Origin of the sequence: Parvibaculum sp., assembly GCF_040882025.1 — a bacterium.
Classification (GTDB): domain Bacteria; phylum Pseudomonadota; class Alphaproteobacteria; order Parvibaculales; family Parvibaculaceae; genus Parvibaculum.
On the sequence record NZ_JBBECC010000128.1, the window covers coordinates 1 to 23,038 of the forward strand.

The window sequence follows — 23,038 nt, forward strand, 5'->3', positions numbered from 1 at the left end:
CTGGCGCGCGCGCGCGCCGCCGACACCAATGCGATCGCGATCCTGAATGCGCTCTCGCGTCACCTGATGCAGTTGCAGCTTGCCGCCGCGCGCGTCGAAACGGGAAGCGATATTGGCGGCGCGATGCGCAGTTTCCGTCCGCCGCTTCACTTCAAGCGCAAGGATGCCGTGACGCGGCAGGTGAAGAACTGGAACCGCAGGAAGCTCGACCGCGCGCTGGCGCTGGCGCTCGAAGCGGAGGGCCAGTGCAAGACGACCGGCAATCCGGCCGAAGCGATCTGTGGACAGACATTGTTCCGGATTGCGCAAGCGGCGAGGCCCGCGCGGCGCTGAATGTGACAGCGATCGTGACAGCGGAAATGGCTGCGAACCCCCCCTCTGTCACGAAACTGTCAAAAAACTGTCACAAATGGATTTGCCCACGACTTATCCCCGCCGCGCGACCGTGACGCCAGACCGGCTCTGACCGGAAAGACACACCGAAGTGCCGCCCGGCCACAGGGGAGATAAGTTATGGAAGGCTGTTTCTACGCATAATCCGTCATTGCGAGCGAAGCGAAGCAATCCAGAAAGCAGCGAACTCAGTGTTTGCGGATTTCTGGATTGCTTCGTCGCTTTGCTCCTCGCAATGACGACCAAGGACGAGGCAGAACGGATATAATCCGTACCCGGATCAATTGATCTTCTGCGCATTGCGCCCGGCCAGTCGCCGGCAGATCTCGTCGAGCTGCTCGAGTGTCTTGTAGGCGATGGTGACCTGGCCGCCCTTGTCGCCGGAAAAGGAAATCTCGACCTTGAGGCCGAGCTGGTCGGAAATGTTTTTTTCCAGCGCCAGCGTATCGGCATCCTTGTGCGCCTTCGGCAGCGCTGTTGGCCGCGTCGTGGAAGGCCGGCTTTCGGATTTGCGCGTCAGCGCCTCGGCCTCGCGCACCGAAAGCCCCCTGGCGACGATCTGCTGCGCCATTTCCTCGGCGCGCGCCTGACCGATCAGCGAGCGCGCGTGACCGGCGGTCAGCTTGCCTTCCTCGATCAGCGCCTGAACCGGCTGCGGCAGCGACAACAGCCGGAGCGTGTTGGCGACATGGCTACGGCTCTTGCCGATGAGCTGCGAGAGCTTTTCCTGCGTGTAGTCGAACTGCTGCATCAGCCGGTCATAGCCCGCCGCTTCCTCGACGGCGTTGAGATCGGCGCGCTGCACATTTTCGATGATGGCGATTTCGAGCGATTCGGCGTCCGACAATTCCTTGACGATCACCGGCACCTTGTGGAGCTGGGCGGCCTGCGCGGCGCGCCAGCGCCGTTCGCCGGCGACGATCTCGAAACTGTTGGGGTCGCCCGCGACGGGCCTGACGACGATCGGCTGCAGGATGCCCTTCTCGCGAATCGACGCGGCGAGGTCGTTGAGCTCCTCGGCCCGGAAAGTGTGGCGCGGCTGAAACTGGTTGGCGCGCAGGAATTCGATCGGCACCTCGCGGATGCCTTTGGGCGCCTGTGCATCCTGGTCGCCCAGCGCGAAAGCCGTGTCGTCGCCGATCAGCGCCGCCAGACCGCGGCCGAGACGGCTCGGGGTTTCCTCTGCCATGGTCGTCATCCTTCTTCCTCTTGCCCCCCACCGGCGCCAAAGGCGCGGGCGCATCGTTTTTCGGTATGGCCGGCCGTACCCGCCGCACCTTGCGACAAATCCGCGGAAAGACTCGCCTTCCGCAACCTTGCCCGCCGGCATCGCTACCGGGTAGGGCCGTATTTCAAATCGTTACAACCGGTTAGAAGATTCTGTTAAGAGTCTTCAGACCACGGATTAAGTTAATACACGCAACTCATGCCGCACTGCGGCGCAACGCTCTTTCGCGCTGGATCATTTCGGCGGCGAGTTTCATATAGGCCTTGCTGCCGGCGCAGCGATGGTCATAGACCAGCGCCGGCTTGCCGTAGGAAGGCGCTTCCGAGATGCGGACGTTGCGCGGAATGACCGTGCGATAGACCTTGTCGCCGAGATGCGTACGCACATCGTTTGCGACCTGGTCGGAGAGCTTGTTGCGCTGGTCGAACATCGTGAGCACGATGCCCTGGATTTCGAGACGCGGATTGAGACTGGTCTTGACGCGCTCGACGGTGCGAAGGAGCTGGCTCAAACCTTCCAGCGCGAAGAACTCGCATTGCAGCGGCACCAGGATCGCGTCGGCCGCCGTCATCGCATTGATGGTCAGCAGATTGAGCGATGGCGGACAGTCGATCAGCAGATAAGAGTAAGGCCGCATCGTCATTGCCGCTTCGGCCTCGCTGATCTCGCGCTTCTTGCCGTGACGCGGCATGCGGGCAAGCGCGTCGCGCAGGCGGTGCGAACGGCGCGGCACCGAAGCAAGCTCCAGCTCGGCGCCGAGCAGATCCATCGTGGACGGAACAATATCGAGACCGGGCACTTTCGTCGGCACGACGGCATCCTCGATCAACGCCGCGCCGATCAAGACATCATAGGCCGATACCTTGCGTTCGGCGCGGGTGATGCCGAGACCCGTGCTGGCATTGCCCTGCGGATCGAGATCGACAATCAGCACACGCTCGCCGACAGCGGCAAGTGCGGTGCCGAGATTGATGGCGGTGGTGGTTTTGCCGACGCCGCCTTTCTGGTTGGCAACGACGAGAATACGCGGACGATCCGTGGACGGAGCAAGTAGGCCCGAGGTAGTGCTGGCCGGTCGCGGTGTTTCGGAGCCGACGGCGGCGTTGAGCGCCTTGTCGATCGGACGATTGTCTCTTGCGCTATTATCCGGCTGGTCCATGCAGGCCTCGCACCATCAGCACCGAACCGGAAGGGTCCGACCGGCTGGGGGAAATCTCGGCCTCGAATATCCTCCCTTTGCGGGCCTCCGTCAATTCGCCTTCAGCCCCCCGCCCCTTCAGAAAGAGCCCCAGCGTCTCCGGCCCGAAAAGCGGCCCGGCCCAGTCCAGCAGCCGATCAAGCGGCGCCAGCGCCCGGGCGGAGACGACATCCGGTTTCAGGCCACTTTCTGCAGCAAAAGCCTCGATTCTCCGGGCATGGACCTCGACGGGCGCGCCGGTTTCCCGCGCCACCTCGCGCAGAAAAACGCATTTCCGCTGATCGCTCTCGATCAGATGCATGACAAATCCGGGCCGTTCCTTCAGCATGATTGCGACGACAAGCCCCGGAAATCCGCCGCCGCTGCCGAGATCGGCCCAGATTCGAGCCTTTTCTGGCGCCAGACCCACCAATTGGGCAGAATCGAGCATATGCCGCCGCCAAAGCCCGGAAAGCGTGGCCGAAGAGACCAGATTGATGGATTTCTGCCATTTCCGGAGCAGCGTCTCGTAGAGCACCAGGCGCTTGATTGTTTCACGTGAAACACGGGTTGCGGCCAAAAAGGATTCCGCATCAACGACTTGCGCGCCGTCAGACACTATATGTTGGGACATACCGGGTCATGCCCCTCAAGCAGTGCGCTTTTGTTTCACGTGAATCATCAAGGTTGTCAGGGCGGCCGGGGTCACGCCATCGACCCTCGCAGCCTGCCCCAGTGTGGCGGGCCGCGCCGCCGCGAGCTTCTGCCGGACTTCTATCGACAGGCCCTTGATACCGGCATAATCGATCCCGGCCGGCAGCCGCAGCCCCTCATCCTTGCGGAAGGAGCGGATATCGGCTTCCTGCCTGCCGAGATAGCCGGAATACTGGGCCTCGATCTCAAGCTGTTCGGCGACCTCCGGTTCGAAGCCGCCAATCTCCGGCCAGATGCCAGCGAGAACGCCCAAATCGATGCCCGGATGAGCCAGCAGATCCATGGCCGAACGGGCGACACCGTCACGGTTGATCTTCAAGCCGCGCTTCACGAGCTCGCTGGGGCTGAAGCTGACGCCCTGGCAAAGCGCCCGCGCGGCTTCCAGCGCCGCCTGCTTGTTCGCAAAGGCCTCAGCCCGTGCCGTGCCGACGATACCGGCCACGATCCCCTGCCCCGTCAGCCGCTGGTCGGCATTGTCGGCCCGAAGCGTCAGCCGGTATTCGGCCCGCGAGGTGAACATGCGATAGGGCTCACTGACGCCGCGCCTGATCAGATCGTCGATCAGCACGCCGATATAGGCCTGCGCCCGGTCGAAAACCACGCCCTCGCCGCCGCCGGCCGAAAGCGCCGCATTGAGGCCGGCCATCAGCCCTTGCGCGGCCGCTTCCTCGTAACCGGTGGTGCCGTTGATCTGGCCGGCGAGGTAAAGCCCCGGCAGCCGCTTCGTCTCAAGCGTCGGCTTGAGCTCGCGCGGGTCGATATAGTCATATTCGATGGCATAGCCGGCCCGGCGCATGACGACACGGCCAAGCCCCGGAATGGTCTTCAGGAAGGCAAGCTGAACCTCTTCGGGCAGCGCCGTCGAAATGCCGTTCGGATAGATCGTGTCGTCGTCGAGGCCTTCCGGCTCGAGAAAGATCTGGTGGCTGTCGCGCTCCCGAAAGCGCACCACCTTGTCCTCGATCGACGGACAATAGCGCGGACCGACACCTTCGATCTGGCCGGAATAGACCGGCGAGAATTTCAGATTGTCCTCGATGATCCGGTGCCCGGCTTCGGTCGTCCGGGTGATATGGCAATTGACCTGCGGCGTCGTGATGGCGCGGGTCAGGAAGGAAAAGGGAACCGGCGGCGTGTCGCCCGGCTGCACTTCGAGCGAGGCCCAGTCGATGGTCGCGCCGTCGAGCCTGGGCGGCGTCCCGGTCTTGAGGCGGCCGAGCAGGAAGCCCAGCCCGTAAAGCCGTTCGGAGAGGCCAAGCGCCGGGGCTTCCCCCACCCGGCCGGCCGGAATGCGCGTGGCGCCGAGATGGATCATGCCGCGCAGGAAGGTGCCGGTCGTCAGCACCACCTTCGGCGCGCGGAAGCTGCGGCCGTCCTCGGCAACGACACCCGCGACCGCGCCCTCCTCGACCAGCAGGTCGCCGATAGCGGCCTCGATCACGATCAGATTTGAATGATTGAGAATCGCATCCTGCATCGCCGCTCTGTAGAGCTTCCGGTCGGCCTGGGCGCGGGGGCCCCGCACCGCCGGGCCCTTGCGCCGGTTGAGCAGGCGGAACTGGATGCCGGCCCGATCGGCGACACGGCCCATCAGCCCGTCCAGCGCATCGACCTCGCGCACCAGATGGCCCTTGCCGAGACCGCCGATCGCCGGGTTGCAGGACATCTCGCCGATGGTCGCGATCCTGTGGGTGACGAGCGCCGTGCGCGCGCCGGTCCGCGCGGCGGCCGACGCCGCCTCGCAGCCCGCATGGCCGCCGCCGATCACGATCACATCGAAGTCGCGCTGCATCGAAAACCCTGACGAAAGAGAAGTACTTGCGGCCGTAGCAACGGATTCACCGGCGCCGCGTCAGAGCTTTAGTCGCTGGCGGCACGCGCGTCAAAACTTTTCGCTGCGACGCCGTTGGCAGGATGAAGAGTCGCGCGCAAGCCTTTGAGAGGGAATCGGATTCTCCATACTCCTCATGTTTCACGTGAAACAGGCGGGTGGCGCTCCCCCTCACCCTTCCCAACGCAGCCTTGCTGCGTCGGGCCCCTTCCCTTGCATATTGAGGGCGGCCCGAATCGTCTGAGGATAAGGGCTGATCGTCGGGGCGAGGGAGATCAAGGCATCGTCACTTCATTCCCTCTCCCCGTCGGGGAGAGGGAGGGAGCCGTCGTCAGACGGCGGAAGAGTGAGGGGCCTTCCTCACTTCCCGATGCAGAAGTCCCGAAAAATCACGTCGAGCAACTCCTCGACATCGACGCGGCCGGTGAGACGGCCGAGGGCGCGGGCGGCGAGGCGGAGGTCTTCGGCGACGAGATCGGCATCGCCGCCCTCGCCCGCACGCGCCAGCGCCGAGGCGCATTCGGTCAGGCCTTCGCGGTGGCGGGCGCGGGTGATCAGCGGATGCTCGCTGGCGCCATAGGCAAGCCCGACCCTTTCGGACAAGGCCGCCTCGAGCGCGTCGAGCCCGGCGCCGGTCATCGCCGAAACACCGATAATGCCGGCCGGCACCTCGGCGCCGAGATCGATCTTGTTGAGGAGCCTGATGTCGCCTTCCCGCGCCAGGTCGAAACCGCCCGCATCGGGCGCGGCGACGACCAGACGCAGGTCGGCGCGCTCGGCGCGCTCAAGCGCCCGCCTGACCCCTTCCCGTTCGATGGCACCTGCCGCTTCGCGCAGGCCCGCCGTATCGGCCAGCGTCACCGGCACGCCGCCAATATCGAGCCGGACTTCGAGAACGTCGCGTGTCGTGCCGGCTTCCTCGGAAACGATGGCGGCCTCGCGCCGCGCCAGCCGGTTCAAAAGGCTCGACTTGCCGACATTGGGCGGACCGATGATGGCGACCTCGACACCGTCGCGCAGGCGCTCGCCGCGCCGCCCGTCATCGAGATGGGCGGCAATCTCATCCCCCAGTGCCGCGATCCCGGGGCCGAGTTTGGCGATCAGGTCGCCGGGCACTTCCTCGTCGGGAAAATCGATCTCGGCCTCGGCATGGGCAAGCAGCCGGACGAGACGGGCCCGCCAGCCCTCATAGAGTTTGCCGAGCGCACCCTCCATCTGCCTGAGTGCCTGGGCGCGCTGGGCCTCGGTTTCGGCATCGATCAGATCGGCAAGCCCCTCGACCTCGGTGAGATCGAGCTTGCCGTTCTCGAAGGCGCGGCGCGTGAACTCGCCGGGCGCCGCGGCGCGCAGATCCGGCAGGCGCGCCAGCGCGCCGAGAACGCCGGCGACGACCGCGCGGCCGCCATGAAGATGCAGCTCGACGACATTCTCGCCGGTGAAGCTTGCGGGCGCCGGAAAGAAAAGCGCGAGGCCACGATCGAGCGGGCCTTGCGTTTCGGGATCGATGAAGCGGCGCAGCACCGCCATGCGCGGCGGCGGAAGGCGCGCGCCCGTCAGCGCTTCAAGCGCGGCGCCGGCGCCGGCACCCGAGATGCGCAACACGGCAACGCCGGCGCGGCCCGGCGCCGTCGACAAGGCATAAATCGTTTCCACGCTGCGGCGATCCGTTGCTTGCGCGCCTAGGATTCTTTCTTCGTTCCGGTTTTGCCGGCATCGTCCTTTTTCGCCGGTTTCTTGCCGCCGCCCATCGCCGTTTGCGCCATGCCCCACAAGAGGCCCTGGAATTGTTCGAGACCTTGCGCGCCGACCGGCATGATCGCCTTCACGATCTGCTCGGGATCGATATAGGACAGGTTTGACGCCATGCGTTTTTCGAGCTCGGCGATCAGGCGCTGCTGCATCGGTTCCAAATCCGGCAGGCCCATCAGGCGCCGCGCTTCGACCGGGGTGAGATCGACATCGATCGTGACTTTCATTGCCCTATCTCTTTCTCGACGGGGCGGATCATATGCCCCACATTGCCGCAACAAATCAGTTCATCCCTCGAGTCAATCGCCCGGAAGGCCCGATGTCACGCAATTTCCTGAAAGACGAGACAAGCCCCTATCTGCTGCAGCACAAGGACAATCCGGTTCACTGGCATCCCTGGGGCGAGGCGGCGCTCGAAGCCGCGCGCGCGACCGGCAAGCCGATCCTGCTCTCGGTCGGTTATGCGGCCTGTCACTGGTGTCATGTGATGGCGCATGAGAGCTTCGAGGATGCGGGCGTCGCGGCGGTGATGAACGCGCATTTCGTCAATATCAAGGTCGACCGCGAAGAGCGCCCCGACATCGACGCGATCTACATGTCGGCGCTGCATCTCCTCGGACAACAGGGCGGCTGGCCGCTGACCATGTTCCTGACGCCCGACGGCGAACCCTTCTGGGGCGGCACTTATTTTCCGAAGGAGCCGAATTACGGAAGGCCCGGTTTCGTTCAGCTGCTGGAGGAGGTGGCGCGCCTCTTCCGCGAGGAGCCGGAAAAGATCGACAGGAACCGCGCGGCGCTGGTGGCAGCCCTTGCCGAACAATCGGCCACCGCCCGGCCGGGCGAACCGACGGAGCAGGTGCCGCTGATCGTCGCCGAAAAACTGCTGCCGATGATGGACAGCGAAAACGGCGGCATCAAGGGCGCGCCGAAATTCCCGCAAGTGCCGATCCTGACGCTTCTCTGGCGCGCGCATCTGAAAACCGGCCGCGCCGATTTCTCGCAAGCCGTGACGCGCGCCCTCGACCACATGTCGGAAGGCGGCATCTACGACCATCTGGGCGGCGGCTATGCGCGCTATTCGGTCGACGAATTCTGGCTGGCGCCGCATTTCGAAAAGATGCTCTACGACAACGCACTTCTGATCGATCTGCTGACGCTGGTCTGGCAGGAGACCCGCAAGCCGCTTTACGCGCGCCGGGTGCGCGAGACGATCGAATGGATCGCGCGCGAGATGGTTGTCGAGGGCAGCGCCGAGCAAGGAGCCTCTTCGTCCCGCAGCGAGGTGCAAACAAACAAAGCACTCGCCGCTTCACTGGATGCCGACAGCGAGGGTGTCGAGGGCAAGTTCTATGTCTGGTCCGAAGCCGAGATCGACAATCTCTTCACGCCGGCCGAGGCCGACCTGTTCAAGGCCGCTTACAACGTCTCGGCCGAGGGCAACTGGGAAGAGACGAACATACTCAATCGCCTGGCCCGCGCCGACCTGCCGCTGACGGTGGACGAGGAAGCGGCGCTGGAACCGCTGAAGGCGCGCCTCTTCGTCGAGCGCGACTTGCGCGTCCATCCGGGCTTCGACGACAAGGTGCTGGCCGACTGGAACGGCATGGCGATCGCCGCGCTTGCCCGCGCCGGCGCGGCCTTCGGCGAGGCCGACTGGGTGGCGATGGCGGCGTCCGCCTTCCGCTTCGTGATGGAGACGATGCGTGTTGACGGAAGGCTGCACCATGCCTGGCGCGAAGGGCGCCTGCAGCATCTCGCCATGGCCGACGACCTCGCCAACATGGCCGCCGCCGCGCTGGCGCTCAACGAGGCGACGGACGACGGGGCCTACATCGAGGCGGCCGAAAGCCTTGTCGCCGAGCTCGACGCCCATTACCGCGACGCGGCGAATGGCGGCTATTTCTTCACCGCCGACGACGCGCCGGCCTTGATCGTCCGTAGACGGACGGTTTCCGACGATGCAACACCGGCGGCCAACGGCACAATGCCCGCCGTGCTGGCGCGGCTCGCGCTGCTGACCGGCAAACCGGACTACATGGCCCGCGCCGACGAAATCATCCGCGCCTTTGCCGGCGAGCTGCAGCAGAATATCTTTCCCTTGGGCACCTATATCGCCAGCTTCGAGACGCGGCTCCGGCCCGTCCAGATCGTGCTGGTCGGAACCACGGAAGAAACCGCCCTCCTCGCCCGCGCCGCTTTCGGCGTCTCGCTGCCGAACCGCGTCTTGATGCGGGTGGCGGATGGCGACGCCCTGCCGGAGGGGCATCCGGCGCGCGGCAAGGGAAAGCAGGACGGCAAGCCGACGGCCTATGTCTGCGCCGGCGAGACCTGCTCGCTGCCGCTGACCGATGCGGATGCGCTTGAGGCGGAGCTCAGGCGGGTGCGGGCGGGATAGCCTCACACCCTCGCCTACTTCCGCCCCCGCCCTCTTCCCGCAGCACCGCCGATCGGCGCCGCCGGCAATCCCGCTTCCTCGCGGATCCAGTTCCGGAACGCCTGCACTCTGGATTTGGCGGCGCTGCGTTCGGGATAGACGAGCCAGTAGCTTTCCTCGTCGGGCGTTTCGATGTCGAAGAGACGGATGAGGCGCCCCTCGGCGAGATCGGCCATGGCGAGCGTATCGTTGGCGAGCGCGACGCCCTGGCCGCCGGCCGCCGCCTGAAGCGCCAGCGACGCCTCGATGAAAAGCGGGCCCTTGGCGGCCCAGCGCGGGTTTTTGACGCCGGCCGCTTCGAGCCAGTTCAGCCAGTGCTGCATCGTCTCTTCATGCAGCAGCGGATAATGCTTCAGATCTTCCGGTTTGCGGATCGGCTTTTTCGGGTCGATCAGCGCCGGCGCGCAGACCGGATAGACGGTCGCCTCGAAAAGCTTTTCGGCGATCGCATCGGGCCAGTGCCCGAGCCCGTAGCGCACGCCGATATCGACATCCTCGCGCGCGAAATCGACGACGTCGGAGGACGGCATCAGCCGGAGCTCGACCTCGGGGTGAGCGCGGTGGAACTTGCCGAGCCTGAGCACCAGCCAGCGCGCCGCAAAGGAAGGTTCGACCGAGACGGTCAGCGCCGCATTGTCGCGCGCCCCCGTCTGCGCCCAGCCCTCGGCGAGCTGGTCGAAGGCGGCGGTGAGGACCGGCAGGAGCCTCGCGCCGCGCTCGGTGAGCTCGACGGCGCGGCCGGTGCGGTGAAACAAGGCCGCGCCAAGCTCCTCCTCGAGCGCCCGGATCTGATGGCTGACGGCCGCATGGGTGACGCCGAGCTCGTCGGCGGCGCGCGAAAAACTGCCATGCCGCGCCGCCGCCTCGAAGGCGCGCAGGGCTTTCAGGGAAGGCAGGCGGCGGGGAGCCATATGTTAGTTTTTCTAACTTCTGCGGTGCGAAAAGATCGTTTGATAAAGGCCATCACAAGGCGCATATCAAGCCCACAGACTATACCAAATGGTGAATAAAATGAACATCCTTGCCACTTATGCCACGAGCTACGTCAATGCCTTCGACGTCGCCCTGTCCGCACGCAGCGAACAGCCGGCCGGCAAGCGCGACAGCGTGGCCGCAAATGACCGCGGTTTCCGCAGGCTCTTCTCTTTCGGCGCCCGCGCCGATACGGCGAAAGCCGCCTGAAAAGCCACCAGCTCCCCTCGATTTGACGGATCAGGATCGCCAGAGCTGTTTGCGTTCCCGCAGGAACGCAAACAGCTCCGGACTCCCTTGTTTGGTCGCATTTTCTACGGTCAACCGGCCTCCACTTGACCGGAAAATGCTCTAGAGTCTCGGCTCTGACTTTCCCCCCGTCGAGACGAAGGAGGCCGGCATGAGCGGCGAGACGATTACGATTGCGAGCCCCGAAGGGTCGTTCACCGGCTATCTCGCGAAACCGGCCATGGGGCAGGGCCCCGGCATCGTCGTCATCCAGGAAATTTTCGGCGTCAACAAGGTGATGCGCGATCTCTGCGACTGGCTCGCGGGCGAAGGCTATATGGCGCTCTGCCCCGATCTCTTCTGGCGCATCGAGCCCGGCATCGACATCACCGATCAGAGCGAAGCCGAGTGGAAAAAGGCTTTCGATCTTTTCGGAAAATTCGATGTCGACAAGGGCGTCGCCGATATCGGCGCGACGATCCGGACGCTGCGCCCGCTATCGGCCGGCAAGGTCGGCGCGGTCGGCTATTGCCTGGGCGGCCAGCTCGCCTATCTCGCCGCCTGTCACACCAGCACCGACGCCTCGGTCGGCTATTACGGCGTCAACATCCAGAACCGTCTCGACGATGCCAAGGGCATCAAGAAACCGCTGATGCTGCATATCGCCGGCAAGGATGAGTTCGTGCCGGCCGACGCGCAGGAAGCGGTCGTTGCGGGCCTGCGCGACAATCCGCTCGTCACCATCCATCGCTATCCGGAAATGGACCACGCCTTCGCGCGTCCCGGCGGCGCGCATTACGACAAGGCGACGGCGGACGAGGCCAACGACCGGACGCTGAAATTCTTCGCGCGGCATCTGGGATGACGCGGTTCACATGAGGGGCGCGCGCGATGTCGCTTGAACTTTATCTCGGCTTCATCGCCGCGACGCTGATCCTCTGCGTGATGCCGGGGCCGGTGGTGACCTATCTCGTCGCCTGCGGCATCCGCCAGGGGCCGCGCGCGGCGCTGACGGGGCTGGCGGGAACGACAACGGCGCTTCTCGTCCACATGGTGCTGGTGCTGGCGGGGCTCGCGCCGCTTCTCGCCGCGCTCGGACCCTGGGCCGATGCACTGAAACTGATCGGCGCCGCCTATCTCGTCTGGCTCGGCATCGCCGCCTGGCGCGCGCCTTACGAGCATCCCAACCTGCCGTCGGAGGCGCGGCGCAGCCATGCGAGCGCGGGAGCGCTTTACCGGCGCGGCTTCCTGATCTCGGTCACCAATCCGAAATCGCTCGCCTTCTATGCCGCCTTCTTTCCGCAATTCGTGAGCGCCGATGCGCCGGCGGGGCCGCAGCTCATTATCCTCGCCGCGACCTTCGTCACTGTCGGCACGATCTCGGATGGAAGTTTCGGGCTGGCGGCGGGCAAACTCGCGCCCTATCTGAAGGGCGAACGCGCGCAGATGCTGCGCAATAAAATCACCGGCTCCGTGCTGGTCGCGGCCGGCATCGGCCTCGCGCTCACCCGGAAGTAATTCGGCAAATGAAAAAAGAAACAGGGAGACCGGCATGAGCCCGCGCAAGATCAAGGCGATCCGCATCGAGAAAACCGGCGGGCCGGAAGCAATGGCGCTGCGCGAGGTTGATCTTGCAAGCCCGAAGCCCGGCGAGGTGCAGGTGCGCGCGAAAGCGATCGGCATCAACTTCATCGACACCTATCACCGCTCGGGGCTCTATCCGGTGGCGCTGCCGTCGGGCATCGGCATGGAAGCGGCGGGCGTCGTCGCGGCCGTCGGCGAAGGCGTCACGCATCTGAAGGAAGGCGACCGCGTGGCTTACGGCTCGGGCCCGATCGGTGCCTATGCCGAAGCGCATAACGTCAACGCGATGTCGGTCGCGAAGCTGCCCGACGGCGTGACCGACGAGGCGGCGGCCGCGATGATGCTGAAGGGCCTGACCGCACAATTCCTGCTGCGCCAGACCTTCCGCGTCGAGAAGGGCCAGACGATCCTGTGGCACGCGGCGGCGGGCGGCGTCGGTCTCATCGCCTGCCAATGGGCGAAATATCTCGGCGCCACCGTCATCGGCACGACGAGCTCGGACGAGAAGGCCGCGCTCGCCCGCGCGCATGGCTGCGATCATGTGATCGATTACACGAAGGAAGACGTCGCCGCGCGGGTGAAGGAAATCACCGGCGGCAGGAAAGTGCCCGTCGTCTATGACGGCGTCGGCAAGGCGACCTTCATGGGCTCGCTCGACAGCCTCGCGCCTTTGGGCCTGCTCGTTTCCTTCGGCAATGCCTCGGGCCCGGTGACCGGCGTCGATCTCGGCATCCTGGCGCAGAAGGGTTCGCTCTTCGTGACGCGGCCGACCATGTTTCACTACATGGCAAAAACACCAACCGCCTTTCAGGAGATGGCGGCCGAACTTTTCGCCGTCGTCGCCAAGGGCGCGGTCAGGGTCGAGGTCAATCAGCGCTACGCGCTTGCCGAGGCCTCGAAAGCGCATATGGATCTCGAAGCGCGCAAGACGACGGGCGCGAGCGTGCTGGTGCCGTGAGGTGAGCGCATGATCGAAGGCAGCTGTCTCTGCGGCGCGGTGCGTTTCACGATCGATGGCGGGATGAGCGGCATCGTCACCTGTCATTGTTCGATGTGCCGCAAGGCGGCGGGCGGTGCCGCCGGCGCCTTCTTCGTCGCGCAGCGCGACGAGGTGACGTGGCAGGGCGAAGAATATCTGACGGTCTATCGCAGTTCGCCGGAGCTCGAACGGAGCTTCTGTTCGCGCTGCGGCGCGGCGATGACAGGCGCCAATCTGATCGCACCCGACGACACGATTATCCTGACGGCAAACGCGCTCGACGGCGACGCGCCCGCGCGTGTTGTCGCGCATGAGCATGCGGCGTCGAAGGCTTCATGGAATGACGGCAATGAAAAGGCGCCGCATTTCGACGGCCCGTTTCCCGGCTGGGAAACACTGAGGCCCTGATTACTTCCCGAGCCCGAGCGCCCGGTCCGGCACGCCGAAACCGATATCGATGAAGGTCGCGCGGTGCAGCGTCTGGATGCGGTCGAAGACGACATCGACATTCCATTCGGCGATCTGTTCGCAAGGAATGACGGTACCGATGATGCGCTCCCGCCCGTCGTCGTCCGGCGCAATCGGCAGGGTCATGAATTCGCAGGCATAGGCCTTGCCCGACCTGTCATAGACGTCGCGGATCATCACGATGCCGCAGGGCTGGGCATGAAGCGCGCGAAGCCGCGCCCGGTCGATCGCCGCCTCGGCATGCTCGTCGGGACCGAAGACATTGTAGCCGGTGAGATCGAAACCGCTGCCCTCGACAAGCGCGCTGCCATAGATGCGGAAGACGAGCGTCTTCTCGTCTTCCCAGCTCAGATAACGGATATAGGGGAGGAGTTCGACCAGGGCGCGCAGACTGACCTCGCCCGCACTCGGCATCGGCTTTTCGCCGCGCGCCTCGAGCCACCAGGCGTAGAGCTGGCGGCCGACATTGGAGAGCGGCAAGCCGCCGATCTCCGCCGGCACGTGATCGATCGGGCCCGCAAGCCGCGCTTTCGCCGTTTCGACCGCGGCCCATTCCATGAGCGGCTTCACCCAGGTCGGACGCTTGTCCGCCGGACTATCCCCGCCGTCCCCCATCGACATACGCAAATCCCCCGCCCGGCACGCAACACGCCTCCCCCGGCGCACTCGACCCGGCTCCCGGGAGACGAATCAGAATAGCAGTTTTCCTCTAGGTATTCATCGAGTCGAAGAACTCGCTGTTGTTCTTGGTCTGCTTGAGCTTGTCGAGCAGGAACTCGATGGCATCGACCGTGCCCATCGGATTGAGGATGCGGCGGAGCACATACATTTTCGAGAGCTGGCCCTTCTCGACCAGCAGCTCTTCCTTGCGGGTGCCCGATTTGAGAATGTCGATCGCCGGAAAGACGCGTTTGTCGGCGACCTTGCGGTCGAGAATGATTTCCGAGTTACCGGTGCCCTTGAACTCTTCGAAGATGACTTCGTCCATGCGCGAGCCGGTGTCGATCAGCGCGGTGGCGATGATGGTGAGCGAGCCGCCCTCCTCGATATTGCGCGCGGCACCGAAGAAGCGCTTGGGGCGCTGCAGCGCATTGGCGTCGACACCGCCGGTCAGCACCTTGCCCGAGGAGGGCACGACGGTGTTGTAGGCGCGGCCGAGACGGGTGATCGAGTCGAGCAGAATGACGACGTCGCGGCCGTGTTCGACCAAGCGCTTGGCCTTCTCGATGACCATTTCCGCGACCTGGACGTGGCGCGTCGCCGGCTCGTCGAAGGTCGAGGAAATCACCTCGCCCTTCACCGAACGCTGCATGTCGGTCACTTCTTCCGGCCGCTCGTCGATCAAGAGCACGATCAGATAGCAATCCGGGTGATTGGTGGTGATCGAGTGGGCGATGTTCTGCAAAAGCACCGTCTTGCCGGTGCGGGGCGGCGCGACGATCAAGCCGCGCTGGCCCTTGCCGAGCGGCGCCACGATGTCGATGACGCGCGAGGATTTGTCCTTCAGCGTCGGGTCGTCGACCTCCATCTCAAGCTTCTCGTCGGGATAGAGCGGCGTCAGATTGTCGAAATGAACCTTGTGGCGGGCCTTGTCGGGGCTCTCGAAATTGACCGTCGAGACCTTCAGCAGCGCGAAATAGCGCTCGCCATCCTTGGGGCTCCGGATCTCGCCTTCGACCGTATCGCCGGTCCTGAGTGAAAAGCGCCTGATCTGCGAGGGCGAAACATAGATATCGTCGGGACCCGGCAGGTAATTCGCTTCCGGCGAGCGCAGGAAACCGAAGCCGTCCGGCAGCACCTCGACCACACCTTCGCCGATAATGTCGATATTCTGCTCGGCATATTGCTTCAGGATCGCGAACATCATGTCCTGCGTCCGGAGCGTTGAGGCGTTCTCGACTTCGAGTTCCTCGGCCAGCGCCAGAAGATCGGTTGGCGATTTGGCCTTGAGGTCCTGCAGCTTGATCTGCGTCATCGGCTTTGTAGGTCTTTCTCTGGGAGTTGCCACCGATGGGCTCTGACGGGCCGGGAGACGGGTGGAACTGGAAGGGGCGGATGGGATGTCGTTTGGCTGACAGTCTGTTGGGAAAGCGGGCCTTCGCTCTCTCCGCCGTCGCACGAGAAGGGCCGCCCCTTGGGGCTTCAAAGCCTTGTGCACGGTCTTCTGGCCGCTGCCGATTGGGGGCTTGGGCCGGGAAAGGACATAAGGAAGGCCGCCGGAAGAAATCCGGCTTGCAACCGATATAAGGCCAACCGCCGGAAATTTCAACGGAAATTGGTAGCAGCTCCTGCGCTCGGTCTAAAACGGCTTCGCGACCGCCAGCAGAACGATGAAAATGACCAGAAGCGGCGGCGCCTCGTTGACGATCCGGTAGAAGCGGGCATCGTGACGGTTTTCGTCCCGTTCGAGCTGTTTGCGCCAGCGGGCGAAAAAACCATGCAACACTGACATGACGAGGATCAGGAAAAGCTTCGCATGCATCCAGCCCTGGGCGAGAAGATCCGGATTGGCGACCAGCATTGCGATGCCGAAGACGAAACTCGCGATCATTGCCGGGTTGATGATCCCGCGCAGCAGGCGCCGCTCCATGACCTTGAAGGTCTCGGCCTTGTCCGAACCCGGCGCCGCTTCCGCGTGATAGACGAAAAGCCGCGGCAGATAGGCCATGCCAGCCATCCAGAAGATCACCGAAATGATGTGCAACGCCTTGATCCAGATGTAGGCGCCAGCGAGAAAATCCATCAGCTCACCGTTTCAAGTGCAAGTTTCGCCGTGCAGACATGGCCGGCCGCCTCTTCGGGACAGAGAATATCGGCCTCGGCCCGCGCCGCGCACACCAGTCCGGCCAGCGCGGTGATGAAATCGGGATGGACGCCAAGCGCGGGAACGCGGAAATAGGCCGGTACCCCGCTCTCCCTCGCCAGCTTTGCATATTCGATATCGAGTTCGACCAGCGTTTCGGAATGCTCCGAGACGAAGGCGACCGGCACGACGATCAGCCGTTTGCCTTCGGACCCGGCCCGCCTGATCTCGTCCTCGGTCGAAGGGCCGATCCATTCGAGCGGTCCGACACGGCTCTGGAAGCAGGTCACCCAATCGAGATCCGGAATATTCAGGCGCGAGGTGATCGCCGCACAGGTTTGTTCGACCTGGGCCTGGTAGGGATCGCCCTGCTCGACGATCCTTTTCGGCAAGCCATGCGCCGAAAACAATACCCGCAGATTTTCGGACGACCCGGCTTTCCGAAGCGCTTCACCGAGCAGCGCCGCATGCGCGGCAATAAACCCGTCCGTGACCGGATAGCAGCAGACGGCCTTTGCCGGCACGGCAAGGCCTGCCACTTTCGCCGCGCGGTCCCAGTCCTTCAGCGAAGATTCGGTCGTCGTCGTCGAATATTGCGGGTAGAGCGGCAGCAGCACGATTTCATCGGCGCCCCATGCCTTGACCGCGGCAACGGCCGCATCGGCAAAGGGGTGCCAGTAGCGCATGGCGAGGAAGCAGCGATACTCGGACTCGCCGCTCGCTAACGCGGCCTCGAGGGCACGGCCCTGCGCTTCGGTCAGCGGCACCAGCGGCGAGCTTCCGCCGATCTCGGCATAGATTTTTTGTGCAACCGGTGCCCGCCGCTTCGAAACGAGTTTTGCGATCAGCCAGCGAAAGGGCTGCGGCACGCGGATGATGGCCGCATCGCTGAAAAGGTTGAACAGGAACGGTTCGACCGCTTCCGGCCCGTCGGGCCCGCCGAGATTGAACAGAACGACAGCGATCTTGCGCTTCATGGCCGCCACTCCCGCACGATTTCGACGAGCGCCGCTACATGATCGGGCGGCGTTTGCGGCACGATGCCGTGGCCGAGATTGAAAATGAACGGCCCGTGGCCAAGCGTATCAAGAATATGCAGCACCTGTTGCTGCATTTCGGCGCCGCCCGCGACCAGCAGAAGCGGATCAAGATTGCCCTGAAGGCAACCGGCGCCTTGCAGATTGTCGCGCGCCCAGACCGGCGACATTCCGGTATCGAGGCTCAGCGCATCGAGACCGGTGGCACGGAAATATTCCACCGTCATCGGCCCCGCGCCGCGCGGGAAACCGATTACCGGCAAATCGGGAAAACGCACTTTCAACGCGGCACGGATTTCGATCATCGGCTTCAGGGCAAAGCGCTCGAAGGAAAGTTCAGGCAGACTTCCCGCCCAGGTATCGAAAAGCTGTAGGACCTCGGCACCTGCCTCGACTTGCGCCGAAAGATGTTCGACGGTCGCGGCAACCAGAAGATCGATCAGTTTCTGGAACTCGTCGGGTGCGCGGTAAGCCCAGGCCTTGGCCATTGCCTGATCGGGCGAGCCGCGTCCGCCGACCATGTAGGTCGCAACTGTCCACGGCGCGCCGGCAAAGCCGATCAGCGCCGTTTCGGCAGGCAGACTGTTTTTCAGACGCCGCACCGTCTCATAGACCGGCGCAAGCTTGTCGCGCAGCGCGCTTACCGGTTTCAGCGTTGCCAATTCGGCGGCGTTGCGGATCGGCTCGAGGACAGGCCCCTCGCCTTCCTTGAAGGCAACAGGCTGACCCAAGGCATCCGGCACCACGAGGATATCGGAAAAAAGGATCGCCGCATCGAAGCCGTAACGGCGGATTGGCTGCAAGGTGACTTCCTCGGCAAAGTCAGGCGTGTAGCAGAGATCGAGAAAGCTGCCCGCTTCGGCGCGCACCGCCCGGTACTCCGGCAGATACCGTCCTGCCTGTCGCATCAGCCAGAGAGGCGTCCGGTCGACGGGCTCTCGCCGCAGCACTTTCAGAAGCCGCTTTCCGTCGGTGCTCGCTTCCCTCACCCGTTCTTTCTCCTACGATTCAAGAATCTTAATAGTAGTGGATAGTGAAGGATGCCTGTGAAAGCCGGGGATCAAATCTCCCCACGCGCTTGTCCACAAATCCGCGGCAGCATCCGCGCCGGCTGCCCGAGCCCGCCTTTCATGCCACAGCCTGTGACAAATTACAGCCTGGCAAACCGCCGCGCCTTGCCGAACAACAAGATAGGCTGTGGAGCCATTTGGTATGCAAGACGTTAATCACGGGGACAACTTCGCGGCCAGGCTCCGACCGGCCGGTCATACCCGTTTCGCAAAGCATTGCTGCCGGATTTTTACACCGAGGCATGGAACGGGGGAGCGAAAACGAAACACGGGTATGACCGTGTAGGGCTTGCCGCGAAAGCCTCACTTACACCCGTTAATCACAGTGATTCACAGGCAAGCCGGCAACATGCTCGATCGCCGTTATGGCTCTTGCGGAAAAAGAATTGGCGCGGGCTCCGCACCCCCGATACCTTTGCCGCGCGCGAGCCGCGGGGGCGGCGCGACGACAAGCGGAAACACGGAACATCGATGAGTGGCAAGCGCGTCTTCCATCTTCACCTGGTCTCGGACGCCACCGGCGAGACGCTGAACACGGTGGCGCGTGCGGCCTGCGCGCAGTATGAGGACGCGCGGCCCATCGAACATGTCTATGCGCTGGTGCGCGGGCCGAAGCAGCTCGAGCGCGTGCTCGGCGAGATCGAAGCGGCACCCGGCATTGTGATGTTCACCATGGTCAATGACGAGCTGCGCGAGCGCCTCGAGCAGCGCTGCCGCGATCTGCACACGCCCTGCATATCCGTTCTCGATCCGGCGATGCAGGCGCTCGGGCAGTATCTCGGCAAGGAGTCCTCGCACAAGCCCGGCTCGCAGCACATCATGGATGCCGAATATTTCGGCCGCATCACGGCGCTCAATTTCACCATGGCGCATGATGACGGCCAGTCAGCCGGCGATCTCAACGAGGCCGACATCATTCTGCTCGGCGTCAGCCGCACCTCGAAAACGCCGACCAGCATCTATCTCGCCAATCGCGGCATCAAGGCGGCCAATATTCCGATCGTACCCGGCGCGGTCCTGCCACCCGATCTCGAAACGGTCGAGCATCCATTGATTGTCGGCTTGACCACCAGCCCCGATCGCCTGGTGCAAATCCGCAAGAACAGGCTGCTTTCGCTGCACGAGAAGGCTGACACCGATTATGTCGAGCCGGAAGTCGTGGCCGAAGAGGTCGCCTTCGCGCGCAAGCTCTTTGCCCGCAACGGCTGGCCGGTCATCGACGTGACGCGGCGTTCGATCGAGGAAACGGCGGCGGCCGTGCTCAATCTCTATAGCGAGCGGCAAAAGACCAACTGACCGACATGACGAAAACCTCCCTCATTCTGGCTTCCGCAAGCGCGGTTCGCGCAATGCTTCTGAAAGACGCCGGCCTTGAATTCGATGTCGAGGATTCGCGACTCGACGAAGAAGCGCTGAAACAGGGATTCGCCGGCCGCGACGACGTGGCCGACACCGACGCGCTGGCATTGCGGTTGGCGGAAGAAAAAGCGCGTACCGTGTCGCGCGCGAAGCCGCGCGCGCTGGTAATCGGCGCCGACCAGATCCTTTCCTGTGACGGACAGAGATACGACAAGCCGAAATCGATGGCCGAAGCGCGCGCCAATCTGCAAGCCTTCCGCGGCCGGCCGCATATTCTCCATAGTGGTGTTGCGCTGGTGGCAAACGATGTCGTTATCTGGAGCCATGCAGCACAGGCACAGCTCACCATGCGCGACTTTACGGACAGTTTTCTGGACGAATACCTGGCGCAGGTGGGTGAACGCGTTCTGAAGAGCGTTGGCTGCTACCAGCTCGAAGGTCCGGGCGTGCAGCTCTTCGAGCGGATCGAAGGCGACTATTTCACCATTCTCGGGCTGCCGCTGCTGCCGCTGCTGGCGGAGCTGCGCAAGCATGGGATAGCGACACTATGAAGAAGGTTTGCGTCATCGGCTGGCCTGTCGCCCATTCGCGCTCGCCGCTGATCCATAATCACTGGATTGCCGAACACAAGATTCCGGATGCGCGCTACGAGCCGATGGCGGTGAAGCCGGAAAATGCGGCCGCGACGATCCGTGATCTGGCAGCGCTCGGTTTCATCGGCGCCAATGTAACGGTCCCTCACAAGGAAACGGCTTTCGCCGCGCTCGACCGGCATGACGCAACCGCCAGGCGGCTGAAGGCCGTCAACACCATCGTGACGACACCGCAAGGCCTCGAAGGCCGCAACACCGACGGCTATGGTTTCATCGCCAATCTGAAAGACCGCGCGCCGGCATGGAATGCCGCTAGCGGTGCCGCCGTCATCCTCGGCGCCGGCGGTGCGGCCCGGGCCGTCGCCGCCGCGCTTGAAGAGGCGGGAGCGCCCGAAATCCGCATCGTCAACCGGACGCCGTCGCGCGCCGAGGCGCTGATGCGCGATCTCGAGCTTAAATCGGCGAAAGTCTTTTCGACCGCCGAAGCGGCAAGAGCACTCGATGGCGCGGGGCTCCTCGTCAACACGACGACGCTCGGCATGAAGGGCGAGAACGATGTGACCATCGATCTGGCGCCGCTGCCGAAATCGGCGCTGGTCACCGACATCGTCTATACGCCGCTCGAAACGGGTCTCTTGCGCCGGGCGCGCGAGGGCGGGCATCCGACGGTCGACGGCCTCGGCATGCTGCTGCATCAGGCGGTGCCGGGCTTCGAGGCCTGGTTTGGCGTCAGGCCGCAAGTGACCGAAAAACTGCGGGCGCTCGTGCTGGCCGATCTCGGCATGACATAGAGGAACCAGGAAAATGCTTCTGATCGGTCTCACCGGCTCCATCGGCATGGGAAAATCGGAAACCGCCAAAATGTTCCACGAGCTGGGCGTGCCGGTCTACGATGCCGACGCAGCCGTTCATCTCTTCTATCAAAAAGGCGGCAAGGCGGTCGAGCCGCTCCGCGCGGCTTTTCCCTCCGCCATTGTCGACGATGCGGTCGACCGCAAGGCGCTGTCGCGTGGCGTGCTTGGCCTCCCCGACGAAATGAAAAAGCTTGAGGCGATCGTTCATCCGCTGGTCGGCGAGGCGCAAATCGCGTTCCTGCGCGAAACCGCCGCCGCCGGCCACAGCATGGTCGTGCTCGATATTCCGCTTCTCTATGAAACCGGCGGCGAAACCCGTGTCGACGTGGTGGTGGTCGTATCCGCGCCCTACGACATTCAGAAGACGCGCGTGCTGGCGCGGCCCGATATGGACGAGGCGAAATTCGCGGCGATCCACGCCAAGCAGGTGCCGGACGCCGAAAAGCGGGCCCGCGCCGATTTCGTCGTCGAAAGCGACAAGGGCCTCGATCATGCCCGCGCCCAGGTCGCGGCGATTATCGAGGCGCTGCGCGGCCGCGAGGGCAAGATATTGCAGGAAAGGCTCGGCAAGGCATAGCGGCACGGACTAGAATGACGGCATGGAACAAAGACTGAGCCTCATAACGCTGGGTGTCGCCGATCTCGCCCGCGCCCGCGCCTTCTACGAAACGCTGGGCTGGCGCGCCTTGCCGCAAAGCAATGACAGCGTCGCTTTCTTTCAATGCGGCGGCATCGTCTTCGCGCTGTTCGGCCGCAACGCGCTCGCGGAAGACGCCAATCTGGCGCCGCATGGCGAGGGCTTTTCGGGGATCGCGCTGGCGCATAATGTGCGCGAGAAGGATGAGGTCGATGCGACGCTGGCCGAGGCGGAAGCAGCCGGCGGCAAGATCCTGAAACGCGGGACCGAGGCTTTCTGGGGCGGCTATACCGGATACTTCTCCGATCCCGACGGCCATGTCTGGGAAGTTGCGTGGAACCCCGGCGGCATCATCGGCGACGACGGCTCCTTCCGTTTCGCCGCGCGCTGAGAGAACCCGAACCGCAAGGACAACCGCAAATGCGTGAAATCGTTCTCGATACCGAAACCACCGGCCTCTCGCCGCAGGATGGCCACCGCCTGGTCGAGCTCGGCTGTCTCGAATTGTTCAACCACATGACGACCGGCAAATTCTTTCATGCCTATTTCGATCCCGAACGCGACATGCCGGAAGGGGCGTTGAAGATCCACGGCCTGACGACGGAGTTCCTGCGCGGCCAGGCGAAATTCGCCGACAAGGTCGACGAGTTTCTCGCCTTTATCGGCGACGATCCGCTGATCATCCACAATGCGAGTTTCGACATGGGCTTCATCAATGCGGAGCTCAAGCGCATCGGCCGCGCCGGCCTGCCGATGGCGCGCGCCATCGACACGCTCGACATCGCCCGGCGCAAGTTCCCCGGTGCGCAGAACAATCTCGATGCGCTGTGCCGCCGCTTCAATGTCGACAATTCGGGCCGCGAGAAACACGGTGCGCTGCTCGATTCGGAATTGCTGGCGGAGGTCTATCTGGAGCTGAAGGGCGGGC

General features: G+C 63.9%; 25 protein-coding genes. 13 read left to right on the forward strand and 12 right to left on the reverse strand.

Annotated features, from left to right (window positions below; genetic code table 11):
- A partial coding sequence (locus tag WEB61_RS09190) for a hypothetical protein (protein WP_368064039.1) occupies positions 1-333 on the forward strand: 333 nt, incomplete at its 5' end.
- 340 nt (positions 334-673) lie between these two features.
- On the opposite strand, the gene WEB61_RS09195 is transcribed toward WEB61_RS09190, so the two are convergent.
- The 6 genes from WEB61_RS09195 to WEB61_RS09220 form a co-directional block, all read right to left on the reverse strand.
- Positions 674-1,582, reverse strand: a complete 909-nt coding sequence (locus WEB61_RS09195) for a ParB/RepB/Spo0J family partition protein (RefSeq protein WP_368064063.1) — start codon at positions 1,580-1,582, stop codon at positions 674-676.
- A gap of 235 nt (positions 1,583-1,817) precedes the next feature.
- Entirely contained in the window at positions 1,818-2,780 is a 963-nt protein-coding gene (locus WEB61_RS09200) for a ParA family protein (protein ID WP_368064040.1), read from the reverse strand.
- The gene (gene rsmG / locus WEB61_RS09205) at positions 2,764-3,378 is read right to left on the reverse strand and encodes a 16S rRNA (guanine(527)-N(7))-methyltransferase RsmG (RefSeq protein ID WP_368064041.1); all 615 of its coding nucleotides are present in this window, start codon (positions 3,376-3,378) and stop codon (positions 2,764-2,766) included. Before rsmG ends, WEB61_RS09200 begins: the two co-directional genes overlap by 17 nt.
- Before the next feature lie 69 nt (positions 3,379-3,447).
- A complete protein-coding gene (gene mnmG / locus WEB61_RS09210) occupies positions 3,448-5,304 on the reverse strand; it encodes a tRNA uridine-5-carboxymethylaminomethyl(34) synthesis enzyme MnmG (protein ID WP_368064042.1) in 1,857 nt (618 codons plus the stop codon).
- Between the two features lie 399 nt (positions 5,305-5,703).
- Positions 5,704-6,996, reverse strand: a complete 1,293-nt coding sequence (gene mnmE / locus WEB61_RS09215; protein ID WP_368064043.1) for a tRNA uridine-5-carboxymethylaminomethyl(34) synthesis GTPase MnmE — start codon at positions 6,994-6,996, stop codon at positions 5,704-5,706.
- A 26-nt stretch (positions 6,997-7,022) separates the two neighbouring features.
- The gene (locus tag WEB61_RS09220; RefSeq protein ID WP_368064044.1) at positions 7,023-7,319 is read right to left on the reverse strand and encodes a DUF6489 family protein; all 297 of its coding nucleotides are present in this window, start codon (positions 7,317-7,319) and stop codon (positions 7,023-7,025) included.
- Positions 7,320-7,411: 92 nt separating this feature from the next.
- On the opposite strand from WEB61_RS09220, the gene WEB61_RS09225 reads away from it, so the two are divergent.
- Positions 7,412-9,487: a thioredoxin domain-containing protein gene (locus WEB61_RS09225; protein WP_368064045.1), complete on the forward strand. Its 2,076-nt coding sequence runs from the start codon at positions 7,412-7,414 to the stop codon at positions 9,485-9,487.
- Positions 9,488-9,501: 14 nt separating this feature from the next.
- Here WEB61_RS09225 and WEB61_RS09230 read toward each other — a convergent pair whose 3' ends face one another.
- Complete coding sequence (locus tag WEB61_RS09230; RefSeq protein ID WP_368064046.1) at positions 9,502-10,437, reverse strand: transcriptional regulator GcvA; 936 nt, start codon at positions 10,435-10,437, stop codon at positions 9,502-9,504.
- 100 nt (positions 10,438-10,537) lie between these two features.
- Between WEB61_RS09230 and WEB61_RS09235 the strand changes: the two genes are divergently transcribed.
- The 5 genes from WEB61_RS09235 to WEB61_RS09255 all read left to right on the forward strand — a co-directional run bounded on the left by WEB61_RS09235 (position 10,538) and on the right by WEB61_RS09255 (position 13,697).
- Positions 10,538-10,708, forward strand: a complete 171-nt coding sequence (locus WEB61_RS09235; RefSeq protein WP_368064047.1) for a hypothetical protein — start codon at positions 10,538-10,540, stop codon at positions 10,706-10,708.
- Positions 10,709-10,898: 190 nt separating this feature from the next.
- Positions 10,899-11,591 carry a dienelactone hydrolase family protein gene (locus tag WEB61_RS09240; protein WP_368064048.1) on the forward strand — a complete coding sequence of 231 codons (693 nt, stop codon included), beginning with the start codon at positions 10,899-10,901 and terminating at the stop codon, positions 11,589-11,591.
- Positions 11,592-11,617: 26 nt separating this feature from the next.
- Positions 11,618-12,244: a LysE family translocator gene (locus tag WEB61_RS09245; RefSeq protein ID WP_368064049.1), complete on the forward strand. Its 627-nt coding sequence runs from the start codon at positions 11,618-11,620 to the stop codon at positions 12,242-12,244.
- Between the two features lie 34 nt (positions 12,245-12,278).
- On the forward strand, positions 12,279-13,268 hold the full coding sequence (locus tag WEB61_RS09250) for a quinone oxidoreductase (protein WP_368064050.1): 990 nt from the start codon (positions 12,279-12,281) through the stop codon (positions 13,266-13,268).
- 9 nt (positions 13,269-13,277) lie between these two features.
- Positions 13,278-13,697, forward strand: a complete 420-nt coding sequence (locus tag WEB61_RS09255) for a GFA family protein (RefSeq protein ID WP_368064051.1) — start codon at positions 13,278-13,280, stop codon at positions 13,695-13,697.
- Here the strand turns inward: WEB61_RS09255 and WEB61_RS09260 are convergent, their stop codons facing one another.
- The 5 genes from WEB61_RS09260 to hemE all read right to left on the reverse strand — a co-directional run bounded on the left by WEB61_RS09260 (position 13,698) and on the right by hemE (position 18,586).
- Positions 13,698-14,378 (reverse strand): PAS domain-containing protein, encoded by a 681-nt coding sequence (locus tag WEB61_RS09260; protein ID WP_368064052.1) that lies wholly within the window; start codon positions 14,376-14,378, stop codon positions 13,698-13,700.
- Positions 14,379-14,466: 88 nt separating this feature from the next.
- The gene (gene rho / locus WEB61_RS09265) at positions 14,467-15,732 is read right to left on the reverse strand and encodes a transcription termination factor Rho (RefSeq protein ID WP_368064053.1); all 1,266 of its coding nucleotides are present in this window, start codon (positions 15,730-15,732) and stop codon (positions 14,467-14,469) included.
- Between the two features lie 324 nt (positions 15,733-16,056).
- On the reverse strand, positions 16,057-16,500 hold the full coding sequence (gene hemJ, locus WEB61_RS09270; protein ID WP_368064054.1) for a protoporphyrinogen oxidase HemJ: 444 nt from the start codon (positions 16,498-16,500) through the stop codon (positions 16,057-16,059).
- Positions 16,500-17,537 carry a ferrochelatase gene (gene hemH / locus WEB61_RS09275; protein ID WP_368064055.1) on the reverse strand — a complete coding sequence of 346 codons (1,038 nt, stop codon included), beginning with the start codon at positions 17,535-17,537 and terminating at the stop codon, positions 16,500-16,502. The genes hemJ and hemH overlap by 1 nt, the downstream gene beginning before the upstream one ends.
- On the reverse strand, positions 17,534-18,586 hold the full coding sequence (gene hemE, locus WEB61_RS09280) for a uroporphyrinogen decarboxylase (RefSeq protein ID WP_368064056.1): 1,053 nt from the start codon (positions 18,584-18,586) through the stop codon (positions 17,534-17,536). The genes hemH and hemE overlap by 4 nt, the downstream gene beginning before the upstream one ends.
- 552 nt (positions 18,587-19,138) lie before the next feature.
- On the opposite strand from hemE, the gene WEB61_RS09285 reads away from it, so the two are divergent.
- The 6 genes from WEB61_RS09285 to dnaQ form a co-directional block, all read left to right on the forward strand.
- Positions 19,139-19,963, forward strand: a complete 825-nt coding sequence (locus WEB61_RS09285; RefSeq protein ID WP_368064057.1) for a pyruvate, water dikinase regulatory protein — start codon at positions 19,139-19,141, stop codon at positions 19,961-19,963.
- A gap of 5 nt (positions 19,964-19,968) precedes the next feature.
- Positions 19,969-20,577 (forward strand): Maf family nucleotide pyrophosphatase, encoded by a 609-nt coding sequence (locus WEB61_RS09290; protein WP_368064058.1) that lies wholly within the window; start codon positions 19,969-19,971, stop codon positions 20,575-20,577.
- Positions 20,574-21,410, forward strand: coding sequence for a shikimate dehydrogenase (locus WEB61_RS09295; protein WP_368064059.1), 837 nt, complete (start codon positions 20,574-20,576; stop codon positions 21,408-21,410). The genes WEB61_RS09290 and WEB61_RS09295 overlap by 4 nt, the downstream gene beginning before the upstream one ends.
- Before the next feature lie 13 nt (positions 21,411-21,423).
- On the forward strand, positions 21,424-22,050 hold the full coding sequence (coaE, locus tag WEB61_RS09300) for a dephospho-CoA kinase (RefSeq protein WP_368064060.1): 627 nt from the start codon (positions 21,424-21,426) through the stop codon (positions 22,048-22,050).
- 22 nt (positions 22,051-22,072) lie between these two features.
- Positions 22,073-22,501, forward strand: coding sequence for a VOC family protein (locus WEB61_RS09305; RefSeq protein WP_368064061.1), 429 nt, complete (start codon positions 22,073-22,075; stop codon positions 22,499-22,501).
- Positions 22,502-22,530: 29 nt separating this feature from the next.
- A partial coding sequence (gene dnaQ / locus WEB61_RS09310; RefSeq protein WP_368064062.1) for a DNA polymerase III subunit epsilon occupies positions 22,531-23,038 on the forward strand: 508 nt, incomplete at its 3' end.

Coding starts and splice junctions, on each gene's coding strand:
- WEB61_RS09245 (WP_368064049.1), top strand. CDS start 11,618: ATGTCGCTTGAACTTTATCTCGGCTTCATCGCCGCGACGCTGATCCTC.
- coaE (WP_368064060.1), top strand. CDS start 21,424: ATGCTTCTGATCGGTCTCACCGGCTCCATCGGCATGGGAAAATCGGAA.
- WEB61_RS09255 (WP_368064051.1), top strand. CDS start 13,278: ATGATCGAAGGCAGCTGTCTCTGCGGCGCGGTGCGTTTCACGATCGAT.
- WEB61_RS09240 (WP_368064048.1), top strand. CDS start 10,899: ATGAGCGGCGAGACGATTACGATTGCGAGCCCCGAAGGGTCGTTCACC.
- hemJ (WP_368064054.1), bottom strand. CDS start 16,500: ATGGATTTTCTCGCTGGCGCCTACATCTGGATCAAGGCGTTGCACATC.
- rho (WP_368064053.1), bottom strand. CDS start 15,732: ATGACGCAGATCAAGCTGCAGGACCTCAAGGCCAAATCGCCAACCGAT.
- mnmG (WP_368064042.1), bottom strand. CDS start 5,304: ATGCAGCGCGACTTCGATGTGATCGTGATCGGCGGCGGCCATGCGGGC.
- WEB61_RS09220 (WP_368064044.1), bottom strand. CDS start 7,319: ATGAAAGTCACGATCGATGTCGATCTCACCCCGGTCGAAGCGCGGCGC.
- WEB61_RS09260 (WP_368064052.1), bottom strand. CDS start 14,378: ATGTCGATGGGGGACGGCGGGGATAGTCCGGCGGACAAGCGTCCGACC.
- WEB61_RS09290 (WP_368064058.1), top strand. CDS start 19,969: ATGACGAAAACCTCCCTCATTCTGGCTTCCGCAAGCGCGGTTCGCGCA.
- WEB61_RS09225 (WP_368064045.1), top strand. CDS start 7,412: ATGTCACGCAATTTCCTGAAAGACGAGACAAGCCCCTATCTGCTGCAG.
- WEB61_RS09200 (WP_368064040.1), bottom strand. CDS start 2,780: ATGGACCAGCCGGATAATAGCGCAAGAGACAATCGTCCGATCGACAAG.
- WEB61_RS09235 (WP_368064047.1), top strand. CDS start 10,538: ATGAACATCCTTGCCACTTATGCCACGAGCTACGTCAATGCCTTCGAC.
- WEB61_RS09285 (WP_368064057.1), top strand. CDS start 19,139: ATGAGTGGCAAGCGCGTCTTCCATCTTCACCTGGTCTCGGACGCCACC.
- hemH (WP_368064055.1), bottom strand. CDS start 17,537: ATGAAGCGCAAGATCGCTGTCGTTCTGTTCAATCTCGGCGGGCCCGAC.
- WEB61_RS09305 (WP_368064061.1), top strand. CDS start 22,073: ATGGAACAAAGACTGAGCCTCATAACGCTGGGTGTCGCCGATCTCGCC.
- WEB61_RS09295 (WP_368064059.1), top strand. CDS start 20,574: ATGAAGAAGGTTTGCGTCATCGGCTGGCCTGTCGCCCATTCGCGCTCG.
- WEB61_RS09250 (WP_368064050.1), top strand. CDS start 12,279: ATGAGCCCGCGCAAGATCAAGGCGATCCGCATCGAGAAAACCGGCGGG.
- WEB61_RS09230 (WP_368064046.1), bottom strand. CDS start 10,437: ATGGCTCCCCGCCGCCTGCCTTCCCTGAAAGCCCTGCGCGCCTTCGAG.
- WEB61_RS09195 (WP_368064063.1), bottom strand. CDS start 1,582: ATGGCAGAGGAAACCCCGAGCCGTCTCGGCCGCGGTCTGGCGGCGCTG.